Source organism: Microbispora sp. NBRC 16548, assembly GCF_030268985.1.
GTDB lineage: Bacteria > Actinomycetota > Actinomycetes > Streptosporangiales > Streptosporangiaceae > Microbispora > Microbispora catharanthi.
The window spans coordinates 421,038-441,273 of record NZ_BSSF01000002.1 but is presented as its reverse complement, the minus strand read 5'-3'; the positions used below and the strand labels follow the sequence as shown (position 1 = coordinate 441,273).

Genomic DNA, 20,236 nt, shown 5'->3' with positions numbered 1-20,236 from the left:
GTCCCCCTCTCAGGGAGCAGGGGCGCCCGGTGATCCCGGGCGCCCCTGTTGTGTTTCCCGCCATTGCGGATGCCGCTAATCGCCGATCAACCCGTGCTCAAATCCGAGGCGGCCCCGCCAACCCGGAGGAATCTTCCCGGACGAACGGCGGCACAAAGGCTCGTGACTCGGCAAAGTTGGCGTTTCCCCGTATCAGGGCGGAGGACCGCAACCTCTATTAGGCGTCAGCTTCACGGCGCATGAGAGCGGAGTCCCCCGATGCCCAAGCCCGTCCCCCTGCCACGGCTCGCGTCCGTCCCCCCGGCCGATCCTCCCTACGACGAGCGTGACGGCGGCGGCCACGTCACGCGTCCCGGCACGTACGGCGCGCTCGCCCTGGCTCCCATCCCGCGCCGTACGGGCACGCCCATGGACGAGCGCCGCCTGCGGGGGCTCGGCCAAGCGCTCGCGGAGATCCTGGCGGGCCGCAGGCCACCGGAGACCGTCCAGGACCGGCTGACCGAGCGGGCCTACCGCGAGCTGGTCCGGGCCGGGAAGATGATCGACGCCGAACGGCCGCCCCTGACGGGCCTCCCCCACGTGCAACGGCCCCGCGACGGGGTGATCGAGATGTGCCTGCTCGTCCACTGCGGGCCGCGCAGCCGCGTGCTCGCCGTACGACTGGAGCGGCAGGGCGTGCAGTGGCTGGTCACCGACTTCGAGACCGCGTGACCAGGCCCCGCATTACGCGAAGGACCCCGCCGGGCATGGCCCGGCGGGGTCCTTCTCAGGTCACGTCACGCCTGCTGGTTGCGCGGGTCGCCGTGGCAGCGCTTGTACTTCTTGCCCGAGCCGCAGGGGCAGGGCGCGTTGCGCTCGGTGTCGCCGTACGCGGCGCGCTGCTCGGGGGTCGACCGCACCCGGTTGACCTCCACGTCGCCGCTCTCGCCCGGCGCGGTGTAGACCATCTCGGTCGGCCGCGACGGCTGCCGCAGCGCCCGGGCGATGATCGAGCCGGTCTCGGAGAGCGCCGTGTCCTCCTCGGCGTTCTCCTCGACGATCGGGTTGGCCTGCACCTCGACCTCGAGGTTGAACAGGTAGCCGACGGACTCCTCCTTGATGCCGTCGAGCATCGCGGAGAACATCTCGTAGCCCTCGCGCTGGTACTCGATCAGCGGGTCCTTCTGGGCATAGGCGCGCATGCCGATGCCCTCCTGGAGGTAGTCCATCTCGTAGAGGTGCTCGCGCCACTTGCGGTCGAGCACCGAGAGGATGACCCGGCGCTCCAGCTCGCGCGTCGCCTCGGAGCCGAGCTGCTCCTCGCGGCGGTCGTAGGCCGCGAGCGCGTCCTCCTTGACCTTCTCGGCGATGAGGTCCGCCGTCAGCTCCTCCCGGTCGCCGCCGGCCTGCTCGATGAGCTCGTCGACGGTGAAGGAGATCGGGTAGAGCTGGCCGAACGCCTTCCACAGCTTCTCGAGGTCCCACTCCTCGGCGAAGCCCTCGGCGGTGGCGCCCTTGACGTAGTCGTCGATGACGTCGGTGACGAAGCCGCGCACCTGCTCGTGCAGGTCGGCGCCCTCCAGCACCCGCCGCCGCTCGGCGTAGATCACCGTGCGCTGGCGGTTCATCACCTCGTCGTACTTCAGGACGTTCTTGCGGATCTCGAAGTTCTGCTGCTCGACCTGGTGCTGCGCGGAGGCGATGGCCTTGGAGACCATGCCCGACTCGATCGGCACGTCGTCCGGGATGTTGAGCCGCGTCATGATCATCTCGACCCTGGCCGAGTTGAACAGCCGCATGAGGTCGTCCTCGAGCGAGAGGTAGAAGCGCGACTCGCCGGGGTCGCCCTGACGGCCGGAACGACCGCGGAGCTGGTTGTCGATGCGCCGCGACTCGTGCCGCTCGGTGCCCAGCACGTAGAGCCCGCCGAGCTCGGTGACCTCCTCGTGCTCGGCCTTGACGGCCTCCTTGGCCTTCTCCAGCGCCTCGGGCCAGGCCTTCTCGTACTCCTCCGGAGTCTCGGACGGCGACAGGCCGCGCTGCTGAAGCTCCAGGTCGGCGCGGAACTCGGGGTTGCCGCCGAGCATGATGTCGGTGCCTCGACCGGCCATGTTGGTCGCCACCGTGACCGCGCCCTTACGGCCCGCCTCGGCGACGATCGTGGCCTCACGAGCGTGGTTCTTGGCGTTCAGCACCTCGTGCTGCACGCCCTGGCGCTTGAGCATCCGCGACAGCTTCTCGGACTTCTCGACGCTGGTGGTGCCGACGAGGACCGGCTGGCCCTTCTCGTAGCGCTCCTTGATATCCTCGACGCACGCCTGGAACTTGGCGTCCTCGGTCTTGTAGACGACGTCGGCCTGGTCCTTGCGGACCATCGGCCGGTTGGTCGGGATCGGGACGACGCCCAGCTTGTACGTCTGGTGGAACTCGTTCGCCTCGGTGGCGGCCGTACCGGTCATGCCGGCGAGCTTCTCGTAGAGGCGGAAGTAGTTCTGCAGGGTGATCGTGGCGAGAGTCTGGTTCTCGTCCTTGATCTTCACGCCTTCCTTGGCCTCGATGGCCTGGTGCATGCCCTCGTTGTAACGACGGCCGTGCAGGACGCGCCCGGTGAACTCGTCGACGATCAGGACCTCGCCCTCGACGACGATGTAGTCCTTGTCCTTCTTGAACAGTTCCTTGGCCTTGAGGGCGTTGTTGAGGAACTGCACGAGGTGGGTGTGCTCGGGCTTGTAGAGATTGTCGATGCCGAGCCAGTCCTCGACCTTCTCCACGCCCGCCTCGAGGATGCCGACGGTGCGCTTCTTCTCGTCGACGACGTAGTCGCCGGTGCTCTCCTCGCCGTCCTTGCCCTCGGTGCCGCGCCGCAGCCTCGGCACGATCTTGGCGAACTCCTGGTACCACTTGCCCGACTGCTCGCCCGGGCCGGAGATGATGAGCGGGGTCCTGGCCTCGTCGATCAGGATCGAGTCGACCTCGTCCACGATGGCGAAGTTGTGGCCGCGCTGGACGCACTCCTCGATCGACCACGCCATGTTGTCGCGGAGGTAGTCGAAGCCGAACTCGTTGTTCGTGCCGTACGTGATGTCGGCGTTGTACTGCTTGCGGCGCTCCTCCGGCTGCATGTTGGCCAGGATGACCCCGACCTCCAGGCCGAGGAAGCGGTGGACGCGGCCCATGGTCTCGGCGTCGCGCTTGGCCAGGTAGTCGTTGACCGTGACGACGTGGACGCCCTTGCCCGAGATCGCGTTGAGGTAGGCGGGAAGCGTACAGGTGAGCGTCTTGCCCTCACCGGTGCGCATCTCGGAGATGTTGCCCATGTGCAGGTTGGCGCCACCCATGAGCTGCACGTCGAAGTGACGCTGCCCGAGGACCCTGCGGGCGGCCTCACGGACGGTCGCGAACGCCTCCGGCAGCAGGTCGTCGAGGGACTCGCCCTCGGTGTGACGCTGCCTGTACTCGGCGGTCAGCGCGCGGAGCTCGGCGTCGGACAGGCTCTTGAAGTCCTCTTCGATGGAGTTGACCTGCTCGGCGATGCGCTTGAGCTTCCGCAGAGTCTTGCCTTCGCCGGCGCGAAGGATCTTGTCGAGAATGGCTGGCACTTTTAGTAAAGCTCCTCGCAGGTCTACCCCGGTTGATGGCCGAGGTGTGAGGACGAGACATACTTCCCCGCTAGCCATCGTAGGCGGTTCCCGTACCAGACACACCCACCTGCAATCGACGGAGCGCCGCGGCACAATCGCATAACTCATAGGGGAAAACCGCCCCCAAGGTTCCCCCGATGTTCCGACCACCTCCGCCATCAGGTAGAAAACGGGGTATGGCACAGAGCGGACACCAGGGCAGCCACGCGGGAAGCGCCAAATCTTGGCTTGCCGTCATCATCATCCTCATCGGCTTCACGGTCGGGGGTGTGGCGCTGACCCTCGGCCCGAACTGGCTCTTCGTCTGGATCGGCGTGGGCATCTGCGCGGTCGGCGGGCTGCTCGCGCTCGCGTTCGACATCTTCTCGGACGTGATCGTGGACGCACCCCGGGAGATGTCGGTCCAGGAGCACCACTCGCCGTTCGAGCACCGGTCCATCACCTCCTGAGGCCTTCCAGGCCCGCACCCGAACCGCCGTAAGCGTTTTGTCGGTCACGGCGTCTAGCATCTCTGGCTGTGACCGACCTGACCGCCGACGAGGCCCGCAGGATCATCCTCCGGGCCCAGGGTTTCCTCGGCGCCACCGCCCGCGGCGGCGGCGTCCCCGCCATGCTGCGGCGCGTCGGCGCCGTCCAGCTCGACACCATCTCCGTCCTCGCCCGCTCCCACGAGCTCGTCGCGTACGCGCGCCTCGGGCCGGTCGGCCGCTCCGTAGTCGAGCGGGCCTACTGGGACGCCCCCGCCCGTGCCTTCGAATACTGGTGCCACGCCGCCTGCGTCCTGCCCATCGAGCAGTGGCCGCTTTACGCCTTCCGCCGCCGCGCGTACCGGGAGCGGCGCTACCGCTGGCACGAGGTGCCGCCCGTGGTCGACAAGGTCCTGGAGCAGGTGCGCTCGGACGGCCCGCTCACCACGGCCGACATCGGCGGGGCCAAGAATGGAGGCCCGTGGTGGGACTGGTCGGACACCAAGATCGCCATCGAGTTCCTGCTCGACATCGGTGAGGTCGTCTGCACCCGCCGCGTCGGCTGGCGGCGCGTCTACGAGCTCGCCGAGCGCGCGGTCCCGGCGGACCTGCTCGCCCAGGACCTGTCCGACGACGAGTGCGTGACCCGGCTGACCACGATCGCCGGGCGGTCGCTCGGCGTGGCGACCAGGGCCGACCTGGTCGACTTCACCCGCGTCAAGGGCGGGCACGCCGCCATGCTCGACGAGGCGCTGCTGAGTGGCGCAGCCGGCCTCGTCCCCGTACGCGTGTCGGGCTGGCCCGCGCGGCGCGGTGCGGACCCGGACGGTCCGAACGCCTGGGCGGACCCCGACGCGCTGGAGAGCGAGCCGCGCGGGCGGCATCGCACCACACCGCTGTCGCCGTTCGACTCGCTCATCTGGGAGCGGGCGCGGGCCGAGCGCGTGTTCGGCCTCAACCACCGCCTGGAGGCGTACGTCCCGAAGGACAAGCGGGTGCACGGCTACTTCGCGATGCCGGTGCTCGCGGGCGGGCGGATCATCGGCAGGGTCGACCCGGCCCGCGAGGGCGCCACGCTGGTCGCCCGGCAGGTCGGTTTCGAGCCGGGCAACGGCCGGGCCAGGGCCGTGGAGGCGATGAGCGACGCCCTGTGGGAGGCCGCGAGCTGGGTCGGCTGCACCGACGTGCGGGTGGAGCGGGTCGGCGCACCGGACCTGGAGGCCCCGCTACGCGCCGCGGTGGCCCGCGGCCCTCGCGCGCCGATCAGGTGATCTCCAGCAGCCGCTCGCGCACGGCGTAGACCACGGCCTCCATGCGCGAGTGGAGCTGGAGCTTCTCCAGGATGTTGCGGACGTGGTTCTTCACCGTGTTCTCGGAGATGAACAGGTCCTTGGCGATCTCGCGGTTGTTCATGCCCTTCGCGACGAGGCGCAGGACCTCCATCTCCCGCTCGGTCAGGCGGGGGACCGGGAGCTGGGGGGGCCGCTCGGCCTCCTTGCGGCTCATGTTCGCGAACTCGCTGATCAGCTTGGCCGCCATGGCGGGGTTGATGAGCGACTGGCCCTCGTGGACGCCGCGCACGGCGTCGGGCACCTCGTCGATCTGGACGTCCTTGAGCAGATAACCGGTCGCACCCGCCTTGATCGCCTCGAAGAGGTCCTCCTCCTCGTCGCTGACCGTGAGCATGATGATCCGGGTGCTCGGCACCGACTCCTTGATCTTGCGAGTCGCCCCGATGCCGTCCAGCTTCGGCATGCGGACGTCCATCAGGACCACGTCCGGCATCAGCCGGTCCGCGAGCTCGACGGCCTCCCGGCCGTCGCTCGCCTCGCCTACCACCTCGATGTCCGCCTCCGCGGCCAGCGCGAGCTCCAGGCTGCGGCGGATCAGCGCGTGATCGTCGACGATCAGCACACGGATCGGCTCGCTTCGACCGGCTGCTCGGGCCGCCTCGTCGGGTCGGGTCACGGAACCTCCTTGCGGGGGCCAAGGACGCTGGATCGCCATCATTACACGGGTTCCAGGGTGGTTAGGGATCTTCGTCGCGCCGGCCCGCCCCTCTCCTCCCGGTTCCTACCGGATCGTGCGGCGCCCCGGCCCGGGGTGTCCGGACCGGGGCGCCGGGAGAGCTAGCTCTCCACGAGCCTGAGGACTCCGTAGTCGTAGCCGCGGCGCCGGTAGACGACGCTCGGCTGGCCCCCTTCCTTGTCGCGGAAGAGGTAGAAGTCGTGACCCACGAGCTCCATTTCCAGGAGCGCCTGGTCGATCGTCATGGGGTCGGCCTTGTGGAACTTCTCGCGTACGATCAGCGGTCCTTCGCCGTCCATCTCGATGGGCACGATGGGCTCGGAACTCTCGGTCCGCCCTCCGGCGGTCTCCGCCGGGATCTCGGCGACCGGCTCCGGCTCTTCCCGGATGGTCGTGACCACCCCCTGCGCGTTTTCCATGACCGCGGTGAGCTCTGCCATCGAGGGAGGGCAGCTCTTCCCGTGATGGATCTTGCGGCGATCGGCGAGCCGCCTCAGCCGCTCCTCCAGCTTGCCGATGGCGATGTCCAGCGCCGAGAACCGGTCGTCCGCGCAGGCCTCCGCGCGGATGGCGGGGCCCCGCGAGTGGATTGTCAGCTCCACCCGTTCACGTTGCCCGCTCTGCCGGTGGTTGGGTTCCTTTGAGACCTCTACGTCGACCTGGATGAGCTTGTTGTTGAGCTTTTGGATCCTGGCCAGCTTGGACGTCACTTGATCGCGGAACCGGTCACCCACAGTGGTGTGCCGTCCCTTGACGATGATTTCCACGCAAAGCCCCCCTTCGCACATCGACGGTGGTGCACGAGCTCCTGGACACCCGTCCGGCCGACCTGGTCTTCGTCCCCACATCCGCCTGCTGAGGGGTTCGCAGCTCACTCGCCACTACTGCCCTTCTCCTCTTGCGGGGGACATCTGGACCCCCGGGAGGGCAGGACTTACCTCTAAGCCGCACCGTGATCGGTCGACCAAGAGTCGCCTTACGTGGACCGTTTCGCCTGCGGCTGGCATCGGCTAGCCAGGCCGGACCCCGCGAGGGAGTCGGCCCGGCGCAACCACGGACCCGGACGGGTGCCATGTCTGAACGCTAGTCGCTACCGCCTCGAATGTCAGCCAGGAGATCGGCTAAACGATCACTTTGCGCGATCCCGGTTGCCGTCTCGCCGTCGGAAAATTCGTGGTCATATTCTGGGAATCCCCGCAACCGCGGCATCCACACCTGCATTGAGCAGGCAAGTCGCCGCGAAGTGGGCAGGCAGTCGCTCCCCGGCGGCAAGCCCCGCGCTTACCCAAGTCTTTACTGTCCGTGATAATCACCAATCGGACGTCTCCGGCGTGTCGCGGCGATGGTCACCGCCGCGGACGGCTCCGCGCCCGCCGCGCGCAACGCCCTGGCCGCCTCCGCCAGCGTCGTCCCCGTCGTGACGACGTCGTCCACCAGGACCACGGCGACGGCCCCCAGACCGCGGCCAGAGGGCCGTGGCCGCGCCGCCGGGCCCGGCACGACCTCGAACGCCCCGGACAGGTTGACGGCCCGCTCCGCCGATCCCAGCCCCGCCTGGTCGGCCACGCGCCGGCACAGCCGCAGCAGGGGCGCGACGGCGGCGGGCCGGCCTCGCCGGCACAGCTCGCGGGCCGCCGCCGCGGCGACGGCCCGGACGGGGTCGTGCCCTCGGCGGCGGGAGGCGGCCCGGGCGCTCGGAACCGGCACCAGCCACACCTCGCGGCGGACTCCCCCGCCCGCCGCCCACGCGGCCACACAGGCGCTCACGGCGGCCGCCAGGACCGGCACCAGGGCCGTCCGGCCGCGTTCCTTGCAGGCGAGGATCATGCGGCGGGCCGCGCCGTCGTATGCGGTGGCCGACCAGCAGTCCGGCAGCCCCGGAGGCGGCGGGTCCGGCGACCGGGGAGCAGGCTCCCGCAGCAACTCGGCCGTACAGGACGGGCAGGCCGGAGCGCCCGGCGCGCCGCATCCGGCGCAGCGGGGCGGGAGGATCAGATCGAGCAGGGCGGGCGGCACGCCCTCAGCATGCCGTCCGCCACCGACAGTTCACCGTCGGTCACACCGCGTCGCTTCCGGTCGCTCCGGCCGGCTCAGCCGAGGGGATAGACGGGGTTGGTGGAGCCGTTGTCGGCGCGCGGGGTCCAGGCGTGCTTGTCCACGCTGTAGGTGAGCACCTGGCCCTCGTCGGCCGCCGCGAGGACGTGGTCGGGGACGGCGGCGATCGACTTGATCTTCGAGTCGAGCTTGATGGGGCCGTCGTTGGGGACGACGCCCTCCATCACCGACCAGGTGGCGAGCTCCTGGCCGCTGCTGCCTTCGGACAGCACGAGCAGATCGGCGGCGTCCTGCCAGGCGATGTCCTTGATCTTGCGCGCGTCGCGCGGCTCGATGAGCGTCCGTACGGACTCGATCCGCGTCTGCTGGCCGTTGCGGACGATCGTGCCGATCTTCACGGAGGTGCCGAGGCCGTCGTCGGTGATCGCGGCGATCCGGGCCCCGTCGCGGGAGACCCGCAGCTCCAGGATCCGCCCGTACGACAGCTCGTCGTCGATGTCCACACGGCGGGCCCGGCCGTTCTCTGCCGTCCAGACCCGGCTCTCGTGCGGGTTCACCCTCTCGGCCGACCAGACGGCCCCGTAGCGGTCCCAGGAGGGCGGGCTCATGTCCCCGCCCGCGGTCCACCGCTGCCACTGGCTGCCGGGGGTCATCGGGGCGACGTAGACGCCGTCGCCGTTGACCAGGGCGGCCACGAGGGGCGGGAAGTCGTCGGTGTTGGAGACGGCCGGCTGGGAGAACTTCCCGGCCTGCTCGCCGGCCGCGCCCGGCACCGGCGCGCCGTCGCCCTTCTCCTTGAACTGCAGCAGCCTGCCGCCCTGCATGTAGTACGCCTGCAGGGAGCCGGTCAGCACGTTCGGGTCGTAGCGGGCGTAGTCGGCGGGCCGGAACCGCATCCCGGACTCGCCGTTCACGCGGATCTCGACGGTCCGGCCGGTGACCAGTTCGCCGAGCGTCCACACGAGCTGGGCCTTCAGCGCGTCGAGGCGGTCGGTGGGCACCGACTCCAGCTCCGAGGAGAAGTCGAGCACGACCGTGTCGCCCTCGACGCTGATCCGGTTGAGCTCGGTGCCCGGCGGGAACGCGCTGCTCACCGCGTTCTTGATGGACGAGGTCGGCCCGGCGAGCAGGCGGCGGACCAGTGTCTCGGGCACGCCCCTGCCGGGTTCGATCGGCACCCACACCCGGTCGGCCACGAGGCCGGTCTCCCGGGTGGCGGGCGGGTAGTACAGGTCCACCTTCCGGTACGCACGCCACAGGTCGTCGTACGACAGCAGGCGGGCGTCAGGCGGCACGTCGATCCGCCACTCGCCGTTGTGCTTGACCAGCGTGAACGGCTCGACGAGGTTGCCTGCGGCCGGGGTGGACCTGCCCTCCGCGTCGATCGTGGCGACCGCCGTGCCCTTCAGCGTCACCGTCGTACGCGTGGCCTCCTGGAGGTCCTGCGCGCGATCCGACTCGATCTTGCCCTCGTAGATGCGGGTCTGCCGCCACGGGTTCCAGCGCTCGGCCGCGCCCGGGGTGAGGTACTCCCGGGCGATGGCGAGCTCGGGGTCGTCGAAGGCCGCCATGGCGGCCTGGAAGCCCTTCACGATGTCCTCGGGCTGGGCGCCCTTCTTGGGCGGGGTCGCGATGAGCCGCACGTACGGCTGGCTGAGCGTGTCCTTGCCGTGGTCCTCCTGTGCGGGGCGGGGGCTGCCGCTCGTGGGCACGGTGGCGCACCCGGCCCCGCCGGACACCAGGACGAGCGCCGCACCCGCGGCGGCGGTGAGACGGCGGGCGCCGAACCGCTCACTCCGCATCGAAGGCACCCGCGTCCACGTTCTCCCGCACCCTTGGCGCCGTCTCGGCCGGCGCCGGGGTCAGGACCGGTGTGGCATGGCCGCGCCACGTGCGCCGCATCTCGACCTCCGGCGGCACGAGCGGCAGCGGCGATCCGCGCAGCGGGGCCCCCGCCATGCGCGGCAGCGACAGGCGGAACTGGCTGCCCTCCCCCGGCGCGCCCCACGCCTGGAGCCAGCCGCCGTGCAGCATGGCGTCCTCCCGCGAGATCGCCAGGCCGAGCCCGGTGCCGCCGATGGTCCGGGCGCGCGAGGGGTCGGCGCGCCAGAAGCGGTCGAACACCATCGTCTCCTCGCCCGGCTTGAGGCCGACCCCGTGGTCGCGTACGGCCACGGCCACCGCGTCGCGGTCGGCGCCGAGCGTGACGACGATGTCCTTGCCCTCGCCGTGCTCGATGGCGTTGAAGAGCAGGTTGCGCAGGATGCGCTCGACCCTGCGGCTGTCCACCTCGGCCATGCACGGCTCGTTGGGCAGGCGCAGCTCGAAGCGGGTGGCCTGCCGCTCGGCGAGCGTCTCGGAGTCGCCCACCGCGCGCAGGACCACGTCGCGCATGTCGACGGGCTCCAGATCGAGGGTGGCCGCCCCCGCGTCGTAGCGGCTGATCTCCAGCAGATCGGCGAGCATCGACTCGAAGCGTTCGAGCTGGTTCTGCATGAGCTCGGCGGCCCGCGCGGAGGCGGCGTCGAAGTCCTCGCGGCCCTCGTACAGCAGGTCGGCGGCCATGCGGACGGTCGTCAGCGGCGTGCGCAGCTCGTGCGAGACGTCGGAGACGAACTGCCGCTGCACCTGGGAGAGCTCCTCCAGCTGGTGGATTTTCACGGCGAGGTTGGACGCCATCTCGTTGAACGAGGTCGCCAGCCGGGCGAGGTCGTCCTCCCCGCGCACCTTGAGCCGCTCCTCCAGCCGGCCGGCGGCGAGCCGTTCCGCCGCCTGGCGCGCGAGCCGTACGGGCGTGACCACCTGCCGGGTGACCAGCGAGGCGACGCCGGCGAGCAGCAGCACGAGCGCGGCTCCCGCGCCGAAGACCATCTGCTGGACCGTGAGCAGCGTCTTCTCCTCGTCGCCGAGCGGGAAGACGTGGTAGATCTCGTAGGTGCCGTTCACCCGGGCACCGACCACCAGGCCGGTCTCGGGCTGCTTGGCGCCGATGTACCTGATCGTCGCGATCTCCTTGTAGAGCGTCTGCTCCTCGGTGCTCTGGACCTTCGCCCGCAGGGATTCGGGGATGCTCGTCCAGTCGACCTGCCCGGACGCCCGGCCCTCGCCGACCGAGCCCTCGTTGAAGACGACGACGTCGTAGCGGCCGCCGGAGCGGTCGGTCAGCGCCTTGGCCGCCGCGTCGACGGGGTTCATCGTCTGCCCCGGAGCCGTGGCGTCCTGGGCGATGTCGGTCACGTCCGTGGGCTGCGTGAGGTAGCCGCTCGCGGTCGCGACGTTCGCCCGCGACTCCTCGACCGCGGCCACCTCGCTGGAGGTCAGCACCGAGGCGCTGATCGACTGCATCAGGAAGACGCCGAGGACGACCACGACGGCCATCGACAGCACCAGCGTGCTGGTGACGACGCGAAGCTGGAGCGAGCGCCGCCAGGCGTGCCGCAGCCGGCCCGCGAGGCGGCGCGCGCGTCTGCGGACCCCACGGGCGATCTGGCCCGGGGTCCGGCGACGGGGTTTCCTCGCGGGGACCGGCATGTCGGTGACGTGCGGCTTACGCCGGGCCGGCCTTGTAGCCCACGCCCCGGACCGTGACGACGATCTCCGGGTGCTCGGGGTCCTTCTCGATCTTCGCGCGCAGGCGCTGGACGTGCACGTTCACCAGGCGGGTGTCGGCGGCGTGCCGGTAGCCCCAGACCTGCTCGAGCAGCACCTCGCGGGTGAAGACCTGGCGGGGCTTGCGGGCCAGCGCGACCAGCAGGTCGAACTCCAGCGGCGTGAGGTTGATGGTCTCCTCGCCGCGCTTGACCGAGTGACCGGCCACGTCGATGGTGATGTCGCCGATCTGCAGGATCTCGGGCGTGGGCTCGTCGGTGCGGCGCAGGCGGGCGCGCACGCGGGCGACGAGCTCCTTGGGCTTGAACGGCTTGACGATGTAGTCGTCCGCGCCGGACTCCAGGCCGAGCACCACGTCGATGGTGTCGCTCTTGGCCGTGAGCATCACGATCGGGACCCCGGACTCGGCGCGGATGCGGCGGCAGACGTCGATGCCGTCGGCGCCGGGGAGCATCAGGTCGAGCAGGACGAGGTCCGGCCGGGTGTCCCTGAAGGCGTCGAGCGCCTTGTCGCCATCGGACACGAACGACGGCTCAAAGCCCTCCCCGCGCAAGACGATGCCGAGCATCTCGGCGAGAGCGGCGTCGTCGTCGACGACCAGCACGCGTCCTTTCATGGCCCCTCATTCGTACGCGTTTGGGAGATTTGGGCGTTTGTCACAGTTTCCCCCGCAGGCTACCGTGGCCACCGCTTTGGTGTTACACGACCACGACAGAGGTTGGAGTTTAGGCGCAGCAGACGAAGCGCGCGATTATCTGACCAGATGCGGTCACACCGGCGGGAATCCCGTGGTGCGGTCACGTTCCAAGTGTGCGCCCGCACCCCCGGTTTCGGCCATCCCCCCGAGCCCTCCTCTACGACCGCGCGGCGCGCGCGTACATCATGCCAGGATTGGGACATGACAGACGGCCCCGGCTCCACCCCCGACATGCCCTCCGGCTGGGCGGCCGAGCAACCTCCCCCATACGGCGGGGCCGCCGGGGCAGCCGGATCCTCCTGGGCCTCCCCTGGCGCCGGCGCGCCGCAGGGCGCGAACCCGTCCGCTCCCCACCCGTCCGCCCCGCATCAGTCCGCTCCGTATCCGTCGGCTCCGTACCCGTCTGCTCCGTACGCGCCTTATGCGGGGGGGCAGTACGCGTACCGGGCGCCGGACGCGCCGCGGCCGGGCATCATCCCGCTGCGCCCGTTGACGCTCGGCGACATCCTCGACGGCACGATCAAGCTGATCCGCTCGAACCCCAAGGCCACGCTCGGCCTGTCGGCGATCGTGGCGGCGGTGACCGGAATCCCGGCCGCGATCGGGCAGGCCATCTCCTTCAGCTCGCTCGGCGATCTCCTGGCCGACCCGTACGCCGCCGACACGGCGAACGTGCCGGTCGCCGGCGTGGCCGCGCAGTACATCGGCGCGATCATCAGCTACGTCATGACGTTCGTCGGCACCACCATCCTCACGGGCGTCCTCACCCGGGTGCTCGGCCGCGCGGTGTTCGGCGGGCGCATCACGGTGGGCGAGGCGTGGCGGCTGGCGCGGTCACGGGTGCCCGCGCTGTTCGGGCTGGTGCTGCTGCAGGCGCTCATCCTCCTGCTGCCGCTGCTGGCGCTCCTCGCGGTGCTCGTGAGCCTCGCGGCGGCCAACGCGTTCGACGGCACGGGGAGCACCGGCGCGGGGGTCGCGGTCCTCGTCGTCCTGCTGTTCTTCGTGGCCTACATCCCTTATCTGCTGTTCTTCTACACGCGCCTGTCGCTGTCGGCCCCCGCCATCGTGCTGGAGGGCCGCGGGGTCACCGACGCCATGACCCGGTCGTGGCGGCTGGTGAAGGGCGACAGCTGGCGGGTGCTCGGCATCCTGCTGCTCACCGCCATACTCGCGGCCATCATCAGCGGTGTGCTGGCGATCCCGTTCACGTTCGGCGGCTCGCTCCTCGGGATGCTGAGCGGCGGCACCGCCGCCGGGACCACGATCGCGGCGCTCCTCCTGGCGGTCGGCCAGGTCCTCGCCTCCATGATCGCCTACCCCTTCCAGGCGGGCGTGGCCGGGCTGCTGTACGCCGACCGGCGGATGCGGGCCGAGGCGTTCGACCTCGTGCTGCAGACGGCGGCGGCGCAGAACCAGTCGCAGGGCTGGGTCCACGGCGGGGTCGACGACCTGTGGCACCCGAGCTACGCCGCCGGGACGGGGCCGGCCTCCGGGCCGCACCACGGGGCTCCGCCGTACGGGCCGCACGGCCCGTACGGACCGCAGGCGTGACGACCGTGCGGGCGGCGGCGCTGCTCGCCTCGCCGGTCGACGTCGGCCGCGACCAGGCCGCCCGGGAGGCCGCACGCGAGCTGTCCGGGGCGGGCTACCAGCACGAGCCGCTGTTCGACCGGCTGCAGCGGGAGATCTCCCAGTTCCTCGGCGACCTCATGAGCGGCGGCGGGACGGGCGGTGGCGGCGTGACCTCGCTCGTCGTGATCGCCGTCGTCCTCGCCGTCCTGGCCGTGCTGCTCTTATGGGCCCTGCGCCGCTTCTCCGGCGGCCGGCGTACGGAGAGCGGCGCGGTGTTCGGGCGGCGTGAGCGGACGGCCGCCGAGCATCGCGCCGAGGCCGAGCGCCTGGCGGCCGAGGGCGGCTGGGCCGGGGCCATCCAGGAGCGGCTGCGCGCGATCGCCCGCGAACTGGAGGAACGCGCGATCGTCACCCCGATGCCGGGCCGTACCGCCGTGGAACTCGCCGAGGCCGCCGGGCAGGCGCTGCCGCCCCACGCGGCGGACCTGCGCGCGGCGGCGCGTCTGTTCGACGACGTGACCTACGGCGGGGCGGGCGGCACCCGGGAGGGCTACCTGACGCTCACCGCCCTGGACGAGCGCCTGCGGTCGGCCCGTACGGGCGTGGCCGCATGACCGCCACGATGTCGGGGCGCGCGCGGCAGACCGCCTGGGTCACGTTGCTGGTGGTGCTCGTGCTGGTCACGGCGGTGCTGCCCCTGCTGCTGACGGGGGGACAGTCCGGCGGCCGCACCCTCGATCCCGCCGACACCTCGCTGAACGGCAGCGGCGCACTCGCCCGGCTGCTGGAGGCGCACGGGGTGGAGGTGGTCCGGGTGGAGACCCCCGGCGCGGCGGTGGCCGCCGCAGGGCCGCAGACCCTGCTGCTGGTCACCGAGGCGAGCTTCCTGAACCGCGACGCCGCCCGCCGCATCGCCGAGGCCCCCGGCGACCGGCTCGTGGCGGGGTCCGTGCCACACCTCGACGTGCTCGCCTCCGGCGTACGCAGGCAGGGCCCTGTGCGCGCCCGGTCACGGGCCCCGGAGTGCGCGCTGCGGGAGGCGGCGCGGGCCGGCGACGCCTACACCGGCGGCATGTCCTTCGCCGGGCCGCCGGGGGCCACGGGCTGCTACCCGGCCGGCGACGGGCATGCCCTGGTCCGCTACACCGCGGACGGGCACACGGTGACCGTGCTGGGCGACGCGTCGTTCATGACCAACCTGCGCCTCGCGGAGGACGGCAACGCGGCGCTCGCGCTGAACCTGGCCGGGGCGCGGCCGAAACTCGTCTGGCTCGCCGAGCCCGACGACCCCGACGAGGCGGGCGACCCCGGCGCCGGGGCGGAGGGGCAGGCCCGCTCGCTCGGCGACCTCATGCCCGGCGGCGTGAGGTGGGCGGTCCTCCAGCTCGCCGTCGCGGTGGCCCTGGCCGCCCTGTGGCGCGGACGCAGGCTCGGGCCCGTCGTGGTCGAGCGCCTGCCCGTGGTCGTTCGGGCCGCGGAGACCGTGGAGGGGCGCGGACGCCTGTACCGGTCCCGCCGGGCCAGGGACCGGGCCGCCCTCGCGTTGCGGGCCGCGGCGGCCGACCGGCTCGCCCCCCGCCTCGGGCTGCCGCGCACCGCGACCGCGGAGGAGGTCGCCGTCGCCGCCGCCGCGCGCACCGGCCGCGACCCGGAGCCGGTGCTGGCGCTGCTGTGCGGCCCGCCGCCCGGGGACGACACCGCGCTGGTGACCCTGGCAGCCCACCTGGACACACTCGAAAGGCAGGTACGAGACTCGTGACCACACCTGAATCGGACGCGGACGCCGCCCGCGAGGCGCTCGCGGCGCTGCGGGCGGAGGTGGCCAAGGCGGTCGTGGGCCAGGACCCGGTCGTCACCGGCCTGGTCATCGCGCTGCTGTGCCGGGGTCACGTGCTGCTCGAAGGCGTGCCCGGCGTGGCCAAGACCCTGCTCGTACGCACCCTGTCGGCCACGCTCGCGCTGGACTTCAAGCGGGTGCAGTTCACCCCCGACCTGATGCCGGGCGACGTCACGGGGTCGCTGGTCTACGACGCCAGGACGGCGGAGTTCGAGTTCCGCGAGGGGCCGGTCTTCACCAACCTGCTGCTCGCCGACGAGATCAACCGCACGCCGCCGAAGACCCAGGCCGCCCTGCTTGAGGCCATGGAGGAACGGCAGGTCAGCGTCGAGGGCACGGCCCGCGCGCTGCCGGACCCCTTCATCGTCGTGGCGACGCAGAACCCCGTCGAGTACGAGGGCACCTACCAGCTCCCCGAGGCGCAGCTCGACCGGTTCCTGCTCAAGCTGACCGTGCCGCTGCCGCCGCGCGAGCAGGAGATCGCCGTCCTCGAACGGCACGCGCTCGGCTTCGACCCGCGCGACCTGACGGAGATCAAGTCCGTGGCGTCCGCGGCCGACCTCGCGGCGGGACGCCGGGCGGTCGCGCGGGTCCACGCGAGCGCCGAGGTGCTCGGCTACATCGTGGACGTCGCACGGGCCACCCGGCAGTCGCCCTCGCTCCAGCTCGGCGTCTCGCCCCGAGGGGCCACCGCGCTGCTGGCCGCCGCGCGGGCGTGGGCGTGGCTGTCGGGACGGTCGTACGTGACGCCGGACGACGTGAAGGCCCTGGCCCGGCCCGCCCTGCGCCACCGCGTGGGGCTGCGCCCGGAGGCCGAGCTGGAGGGCGCCACCCCGGACGGCATCCTGGAGGGCATCCTGGCCGCCGTCCCCGTTCCCCGGTGAGGGCGGCGTGGCGCTGACCGGACGCGCGGGACTGCTCGCCGCCCTCGCCGCGATCGTCGTGCTCCTCGCCCCCGAGCCCGGCCTGGTCGTGCTGGCCGCCGCGCTCGTGCTCGCCACGCTCGTGGCGGCCGACCTGCTGCTCGCGGGCGCCGTGCGCGGGCTGCGCTTCCAGCGCGACGGCGAACGGCGGGTGCGGCTCGGGCAGTCGGCGGCGATCGGCCTCGTCGTGGACAACCCGGGCCCGCGGCGGGTCCGGGGCGTGCTGCGCGACGCCTGGCAGCCCTCGGCCGGGGCCGCTCCGCGCCGGGTGACGCTCGACGTGCCGGCCCGCGAGCGGCGGCGGCTGGTCACGACGCTGACGCCCACCCGCAGGGGCGACCGGGAGGCCGTCGCCGTGACGGTCCGCTCGGTCGGGCCGTTGGGCCTGGCGGCGCGGCAGCGGACGTTCCGCGTGCCGTGGACCGTCAGGGTGCTGCCGCCGTTCCTCAGCCGCAGGCATCTGCCGGCGCGGCTTGCCCGGCTGCGCGAGCTCGACGGACGGCATCCGGCGCTGGTGCGCGGCCAGGGCACCGAGTTCGACTCGCTGCGTGAGTACGTCGTGGGCGACGACGTCCGCTCGATCGACTGGCGGGCGAGCGCCCGGCGCAGCGACGTCGTCGTGCGCACCTGGCGGCCCGAGCGCGACCGCCGGGTGCTGATCGTGCTCGACACGGGCCGCACCTCGGCGGGCCGGGTCGGCGTGGCCCCGGTCGGTATGGCACAGGTCGGCGGTGACCGGTCCTCCGGCTGGCCTCGTCTGGACTGGTCGATGGACGCCGCGCTGCTGCTGGCCGCGCTCGCCGCGCGGGCCGGCGACCGCGTCGACTTCCTCGCCTACGACCGGGCCGTACGGGCCCAGGTGTCCGGCGCGTCGCGCACGGAACTGCTGTCGTCGCTGGTGGACGCGATGGCGCCGATCGAGGCGGAGCTGGTCGAGGCCGACGCCGCCGGGATGGTGGCGGCCGTGCTGTCCAGGGCCAGGCGGCGCTGCCTGGTGGTGCTGCTGACCGACCTGAACGCCACGGCCATGGAGGAGGGGCTGCTGCCCGTGCTGCCCAGCCTGTCGTCCCGGCACATGGTCGTGGTGGCCTCGGTCGCCGATCCACGCGTGGCCGGCATGGCGGCCGGGCGCGGCACCGCCGAGGCCGTCTACGACGCCGCGGCGGCCGAGCGGCTGCGCGGCGAGCGTCGTGAGATCACCGCGGTGCTGCGCCGCCACGGCGTGGAGGTCGTGGACGCCCTGCCCGAGGACGTCGCCCCGGCGCTCGCGGACGCGTATCTGGCTCTGAAGGCCACCGGCCGGCTCTGATCAGGCTGTCGGGGCGAGGTCGGGAGCGTGCTCGATGTCCCCCGTCTCGTTCGCGCGTTCCGCCCGGCGGCCGAAGACGATCACGTACGCGAGGAAGAGCGCCTCCGCGAGCGCACCGATCGAGATGCGCGCCCAGGTCGGCAGGCCCGACGGGGTGACTCCCGCCTCGATGAGCCCGGAGACGAGCAGCACCACGACCAGGCCGAGCGCGACGCTCATCACGGCCCTGCCCTGCTCGGCCAGCGCCTCGGCGCGCCGCCGCGGGCCGGGGTCGATGACCGTCCAGCCCAGCCGCAACCCCGCGGCCGCCGCCAGGAAGACCGCGGTCAGCTCCAGCATGCCGTGCGGCAGGATCAGGCCCCAGAACACGTCCGCCTTGCCGTGCGAGTGCATCAGGCCGCCCATGAGCCCCACGTTGGCCGCGTTCTGGAACAGGATCCAGGGGATGGGCAGGCCGAGCAGGATCGCCGAGACCACGACCTGCATGGACAGCCAGGCGTTGTTCAGCCACACGTGGCCGGCGAACGACGCCGCCGGGTTCTCCGAGTAGTAGTCGGCGAAATCGTGCTCGACGATCTGCCGGATCTCCTCGGGTGTGCCGATGAGGCTCTGCACGGCGGGATCGCGCGCCACCCACACGCCCACGACGTACGCGATCGCGAGCGAGGCCACCGTGACGCCGATCCACCACCGGCGCGCCCGGTAGGCCACCACGGGGAACGACACCGTGAAGAACCGGGCGACCTCCCTCCAGGCCGGGCTGTGGGCGCCCGTGACGGCCGAGCGCGCCCTCGCCACCAGCGCCGACAGGCGCCCGACGAGAAGGGCGTCGGACGACCCCGACCGCACGATGGACAGGTGGGTCGCCGCCCGCTGGTAGAGCTCGACCAGCTCGTCGACCTCCGCGCCGCGCAGCCTGCGCTGCCGCCGCACGAGGTCGTCCAACCGGTCCCAGGACGGCTTGCTCGCGGCGACGAACGCATCGATGTCCACGGATCGGACCTTATCGGCGGGAGCCGCGAGGTGCGCGGCCGTGTCTGGACTGAGGAGCGCGCGGGAGCGCAGCGACCAAGCGGCGACGAGGGAAGTGCTCATCGCGCGCCTTCGGCACGACCACGGGCCTGTGGGCGCCTGAGCCGCCGTGCCGAAGGCGCGGCAATCAAACACAGTAAGGTGCGCAGTGTGTCCGAAGTCGTGACCGGCGAGGCGGTCGTCGTAGAGGTTCGCGTCGCCCAGCTTCCCAGCCGCGCCCTGGCCTTCCTCATCGACTGGGCCGTCCAGTGGGCCGTGATCATCCTGGCCGTCGTGCTGGTCGCGCAGGCATCCCTGGTGACCGACGAGTCGCTGGCCACCGGCCTGCTCATCCTGTTCGTCGTGCTGGTCACGGTGGGCTATCCGGTCGCGTTCGAGACGATCACCAGGGGCCGATCGCTGGGCAAGCTCGCCCTCGGCCTGCGCGTGGTGAGCGACGACGGCGGGCCGGAGCGCTTCCGGCAGGCGCTGTTCCGCGGGCTCGCCGGGTTCCTGGAGTTCTGGACGTTCGTCGGCGCTCCCGCGCTCATCACGTCACTGCTGAACCAGCGTGGCAAGCGCCTCGGGGACGTCTTCGCGGGGACGACCGTCATCGGGGAGCGTTCGCCGCACCAGGCCCCGCCGCCGGAGATGCCTCCGTCGCTCGCGTCGTGGGCCGCGACGCTGGAGCTGTCCGGGCTGTCCGACGACCTGGCCAACACCGCCCGGCAGTACCTGTCCCGGTGGCACGAGCTCAGCCCGCGGACGCGGGACGAGATGGGGCTGCGCGTGGCCGGGCAGATCAGCGCACAGGTGGCGCCGCCGCCCCCGCCCGGCGTTCCGCCGTACGCCTATCTCGCCGCCGTGCTGGCCGAACGCAGGCGCCGTGAGGAGATGCGGCTCGCCCGGGCTCGGTCCACGCCCCCGCCGTACGGCCCCCAGGGGCACGGCCCGCAGAGGCAGAGCCCGCAGGGGTACGGCCCGCAGGGGTACGGCGTGCCGACGCCGGCCCCGCCACGGGAGGCGGGACCGCCGCGCGGAGAGGCTCCGACGACATCGGGAGGATTTGTTCCACCCATTTAGGTGTAGACCGCGATTTGCGGGGCAC

At 72.0% G+C, this 20,236-nt stretch carries 17 protein-coding genes; 9 read left to right on the top strand and 8 right to left on the bottom strand.

Translation table 11 applies throughout. The features are described 5' to 3' along the window. Positions 1–258: 258 nt before the first annotated feature. Positions 259–711, top strand: a complete 453-nt coding sequence (locus tag QSK36_RS06450; protein ID WP_183534741.1) for an Rv3235 family protein — start codon at positions 259–261, stop codon at positions 709–711. Positions 712–776: 65 nt separating this feature from the next. Here QSK36_RS06450 and secA read toward each other — a convergent pair whose 3' ends face one another. After that, positions 777–3,578, bottom strand: a complete 2,802-nt coding sequence (gene secA / locus QSK36_RS06445; protein WP_183534739.1) for a preprotein translocase subunit SecA — start codon at positions 3,576–3,578, stop codon at positions 777–779. Positions 3,579–3,796: 218 nt separating this feature from the next. Here secA and QSK36_RS06440 point away from each other — a divergent pair, with 218 nt between their 5' ends. Together QSK36_RS06440 and QSK36_RS06435 are read left to right on the top strand one after the other, a co-directional pair. Beyond that, complete coding sequence (locus QSK36_RS06440) at positions 3,797–4,069, top strand: HGxxPAAW family protein (protein ID WP_139573342.1); 273 nt, start codon at positions 3,797–3,799, stop codon at positions 4,067–4,069. A gap of 68 nt (positions 4,070–4,137) precedes the next feature. Next, positions 4,138–5,358, top strand: a complete 1,221-nt coding sequence (locus QSK36_RS06435) for a winged helix-turn-helix domain-containing protein (protein ID WP_285781657.1) — start codon at positions 4,138–4,140, stop codon at positions 5,356–5,358. Here the strand turns inward: QSK36_RS06435 and QSK36_RS06430 are convergent. The 6 genes from QSK36_RS06430 to mtrA all read right to left on the bottom strand — a co-directional run bounded on the left by QSK36_RS06430 (position 5,351) and on the right by mtrA (position 12,395). Continuing rightward, the gene (locus QSK36_RS06430) at positions 5,351–6,055 is read right to left on the bottom strand and encodes a response regulator (RefSeq protein WP_229689545.1); all 705 of its coding nucleotides are present in this window, start codon (positions 6,053–6,055) and stop codon (positions 5,351–5,353) included. The two genes, QSK36_RS06435 and QSK36_RS06430, sit on opposite strands and share 8 nt — an antisense overlap. Before the next feature lie 161 nt (positions 6,056–6,216). Beyond that, positions 6,217–6,882: a ribosome hibernation-promoting factor, HPF/YfiA family gene (gene hpf / locus QSK36_RS06425; protein ID WP_285781656.1), complete on the bottom strand. Its 666-nt coding sequence runs from the start codon at positions 6,880–6,882 to the stop codon at positions 6,217–6,219. A 526-nt stretch (positions 6,883–7,408) separates the two neighbouring features. After that, the gene (locus QSK36_RS06420; protein WP_183534735.1) at positions 7,409–8,131 is read right to left on the bottom strand and encodes a ComF family protein; all 723 of its coding nucleotides are present in this window, start codon (positions 8,129–8,131) and stop codon (positions 7,409–7,411) included. 74 nt (positions 8,132–8,205) lie between these two features. Then, the gene (locus tag QSK36_RS06415) at positions 8,206–9,972 is read right to left on the bottom strand and encodes an LpqB family beta-propeller domain-containing protein (RefSeq protein WP_183534733.1); all 1,767 of its coding nucleotides are present in this window, start codon (positions 9,970–9,972) and stop codon (positions 8,206–8,208) included. After that, positions 9,962–11,701: an MtrAB system histidine kinase MtrB gene (gene mtrB, locus QSK36_RS06410; protein ID WP_139573346.1), complete on the bottom strand. Its 1,740-nt coding sequence runs from the start codon at positions 11,699–11,701 to the stop codon at positions 9,962–9,964. The genes QSK36_RS06415 and mtrB overlap by 11 nt, the downstream gene beginning before the upstream one ends. Before the next feature lie 16 nt (positions 11,702–11,717). Continuing rightward, positions 11,718–12,395 (bottom strand): MtrAB system response regulator MtrA, encoded by a 678-nt coding sequence (mtrA, locus tag QSK36_RS06405; RefSeq protein WP_030509347.1) that lies wholly within the window; start codon positions 12,393–12,395, stop codon positions 11,718–11,720. 282 nt (positions 12,396–12,677) lie between these two features. Here mtrA and QSK36_RS06400 point away from each other — a divergent pair, with 282 nt between their 5' ends. The 5 genes from QSK36_RS06400 to QSK36_RS06380 are packed head-to-tail and all read left to right on the top strand — an operon-like array spanning position 12,678 to position 18,117. Next, on the top strand, positions 12,678–14,027 hold the full coding sequence (locus QSK36_RS06400) for a DUF7847 domain-containing protein (RefSeq protein WP_285781655.1): 1,350 nt from the start codon (positions 12,678–12,680) through the stop codon (positions 14,025–14,027). Beyond that, positions 14,024–14,662, top strand: coding sequence for a DUF4129 domain-containing protein (locus QSK36_RS06395; RefSeq protein ID WP_285781654.1), 639 nt, complete (start codon positions 14,024–14,026; stop codon positions 14,660–14,662). The genes QSK36_RS06400 and QSK36_RS06395 overlap by 4 nt, the downstream gene beginning before the upstream one ends. Further along, positions 14,659–15,807 carry a DUF4350 domain-containing protein gene (locus tag QSK36_RS06390; protein ID WP_285781653.1) on the top strand — a complete coding sequence of 383 codons (1,149 nt, stop codon included), beginning with the start codon at positions 14,659–14,661 and terminating at the stop codon, positions 15,805–15,807. The genes QSK36_RS06395 and QSK36_RS06390 overlap by 4 nt, the downstream gene beginning before the upstream one ends. Continuing rightward, positions 15,804–16,769, top strand: a complete 966-nt coding sequence (locus QSK36_RS06385) for an AAA family ATPase (protein WP_285781652.1) — start codon at positions 15,804–15,806, stop codon at positions 16,767–16,769. Before QSK36_RS06390 ends, QSK36_RS06385 begins: the two co-directional genes overlap by 4 nt. A 7-nt stretch (positions 16,770–16,776) precedes the next feature. After that, positions 16,777–18,117, top strand: coding sequence for a DUF58 domain-containing protein (locus tag QSK36_RS06380; protein WP_285781651.1), 1,341 nt, complete (start codon positions 16,777–16,779; stop codon positions 18,115–18,117). Here the strand turns inward: QSK36_RS06380 and QSK36_RS06375 are convergent, their stop codons facing one another. Then, the gene (locus tag QSK36_RS06375; RefSeq protein ID WP_183534724.1) at positions 18,118–19,110 is read right to left on the bottom strand and encodes a stage II sporulation protein M; all 993 of its coding nucleotides are present in this window, start codon (positions 19,108–19,110) and stop codon (positions 18,118–18,120) included. A 189-nt stretch (positions 19,111–19,299) separates the two neighbouring features. On the opposite strand from QSK36_RS06375, the gene QSK36_RS06370 reads away from it, so the two are divergent. After that, positions 19,300–20,211, top strand: a complete 912-nt coding sequence (locus QSK36_RS06370) for an RDD family protein (protein WP_285781650.1) — start codon at positions 19,300–19,302, stop codon at positions 20,209–20,211. Positions 20,212–20,236 lie beyond the last annotated feature (25 nt).

What these genes read in the sequence shown, in the direction of transcription:
- mtrB (WP_139573346.1), bottom strand. Translation starts at nt 11,701, where the DNA reads ATGCCGGTCCCCGCGAGGAAACCCCGTCGCCGGACCCCGGGCCAGATC.
- QSK36_RS06450 (WP_183534741.1), top strand. Translation starts at nt 259, where the DNA reads ATGCCCAAGCCCGTCCCCCTGCCACGGCTCGCGTCCGTCCCCCCGGCC.
- mtrA (WP_030509347.1), bottom strand. Translation starts at nt 12,395, where the DNA reads ATGAAAGGACGCGTGCTGGTCGTCGACGACGACGCCGCTCTCGCCGAG.
- QSK36_RS06400 (WP_285781655.1), top strand. Translation starts at nt 12,678, where the DNA reads ATGACAGACGGCCCCGGCTCCACCCCCGACATGCCCTCCGGCTGGGCG.
- QSK36_RS06390 (WP_285781653.1), top strand. Translation starts at nt 14,659, where the DNA reads ATGACCGCCACGATGTCGGGGCGCGCGCGGCAGACCGCCTGGGTCACG.
- QSK36_RS06440 (WP_139573342.1), top strand. Translation starts at nt 3,797, where the DNA reads ATGGCACAGAGCGGACACCAGGGCAGCCACGCGGGAAGCGCCAAATCT.
- QSK36_RS06415 (WP_183534733.1), bottom strand. Translation starts at nt 9,972, where the DNA reads ATGCGGAGTGAGCGGTTCGGCGCCCGCCGTCTCACCGCCGCCGCGGGT.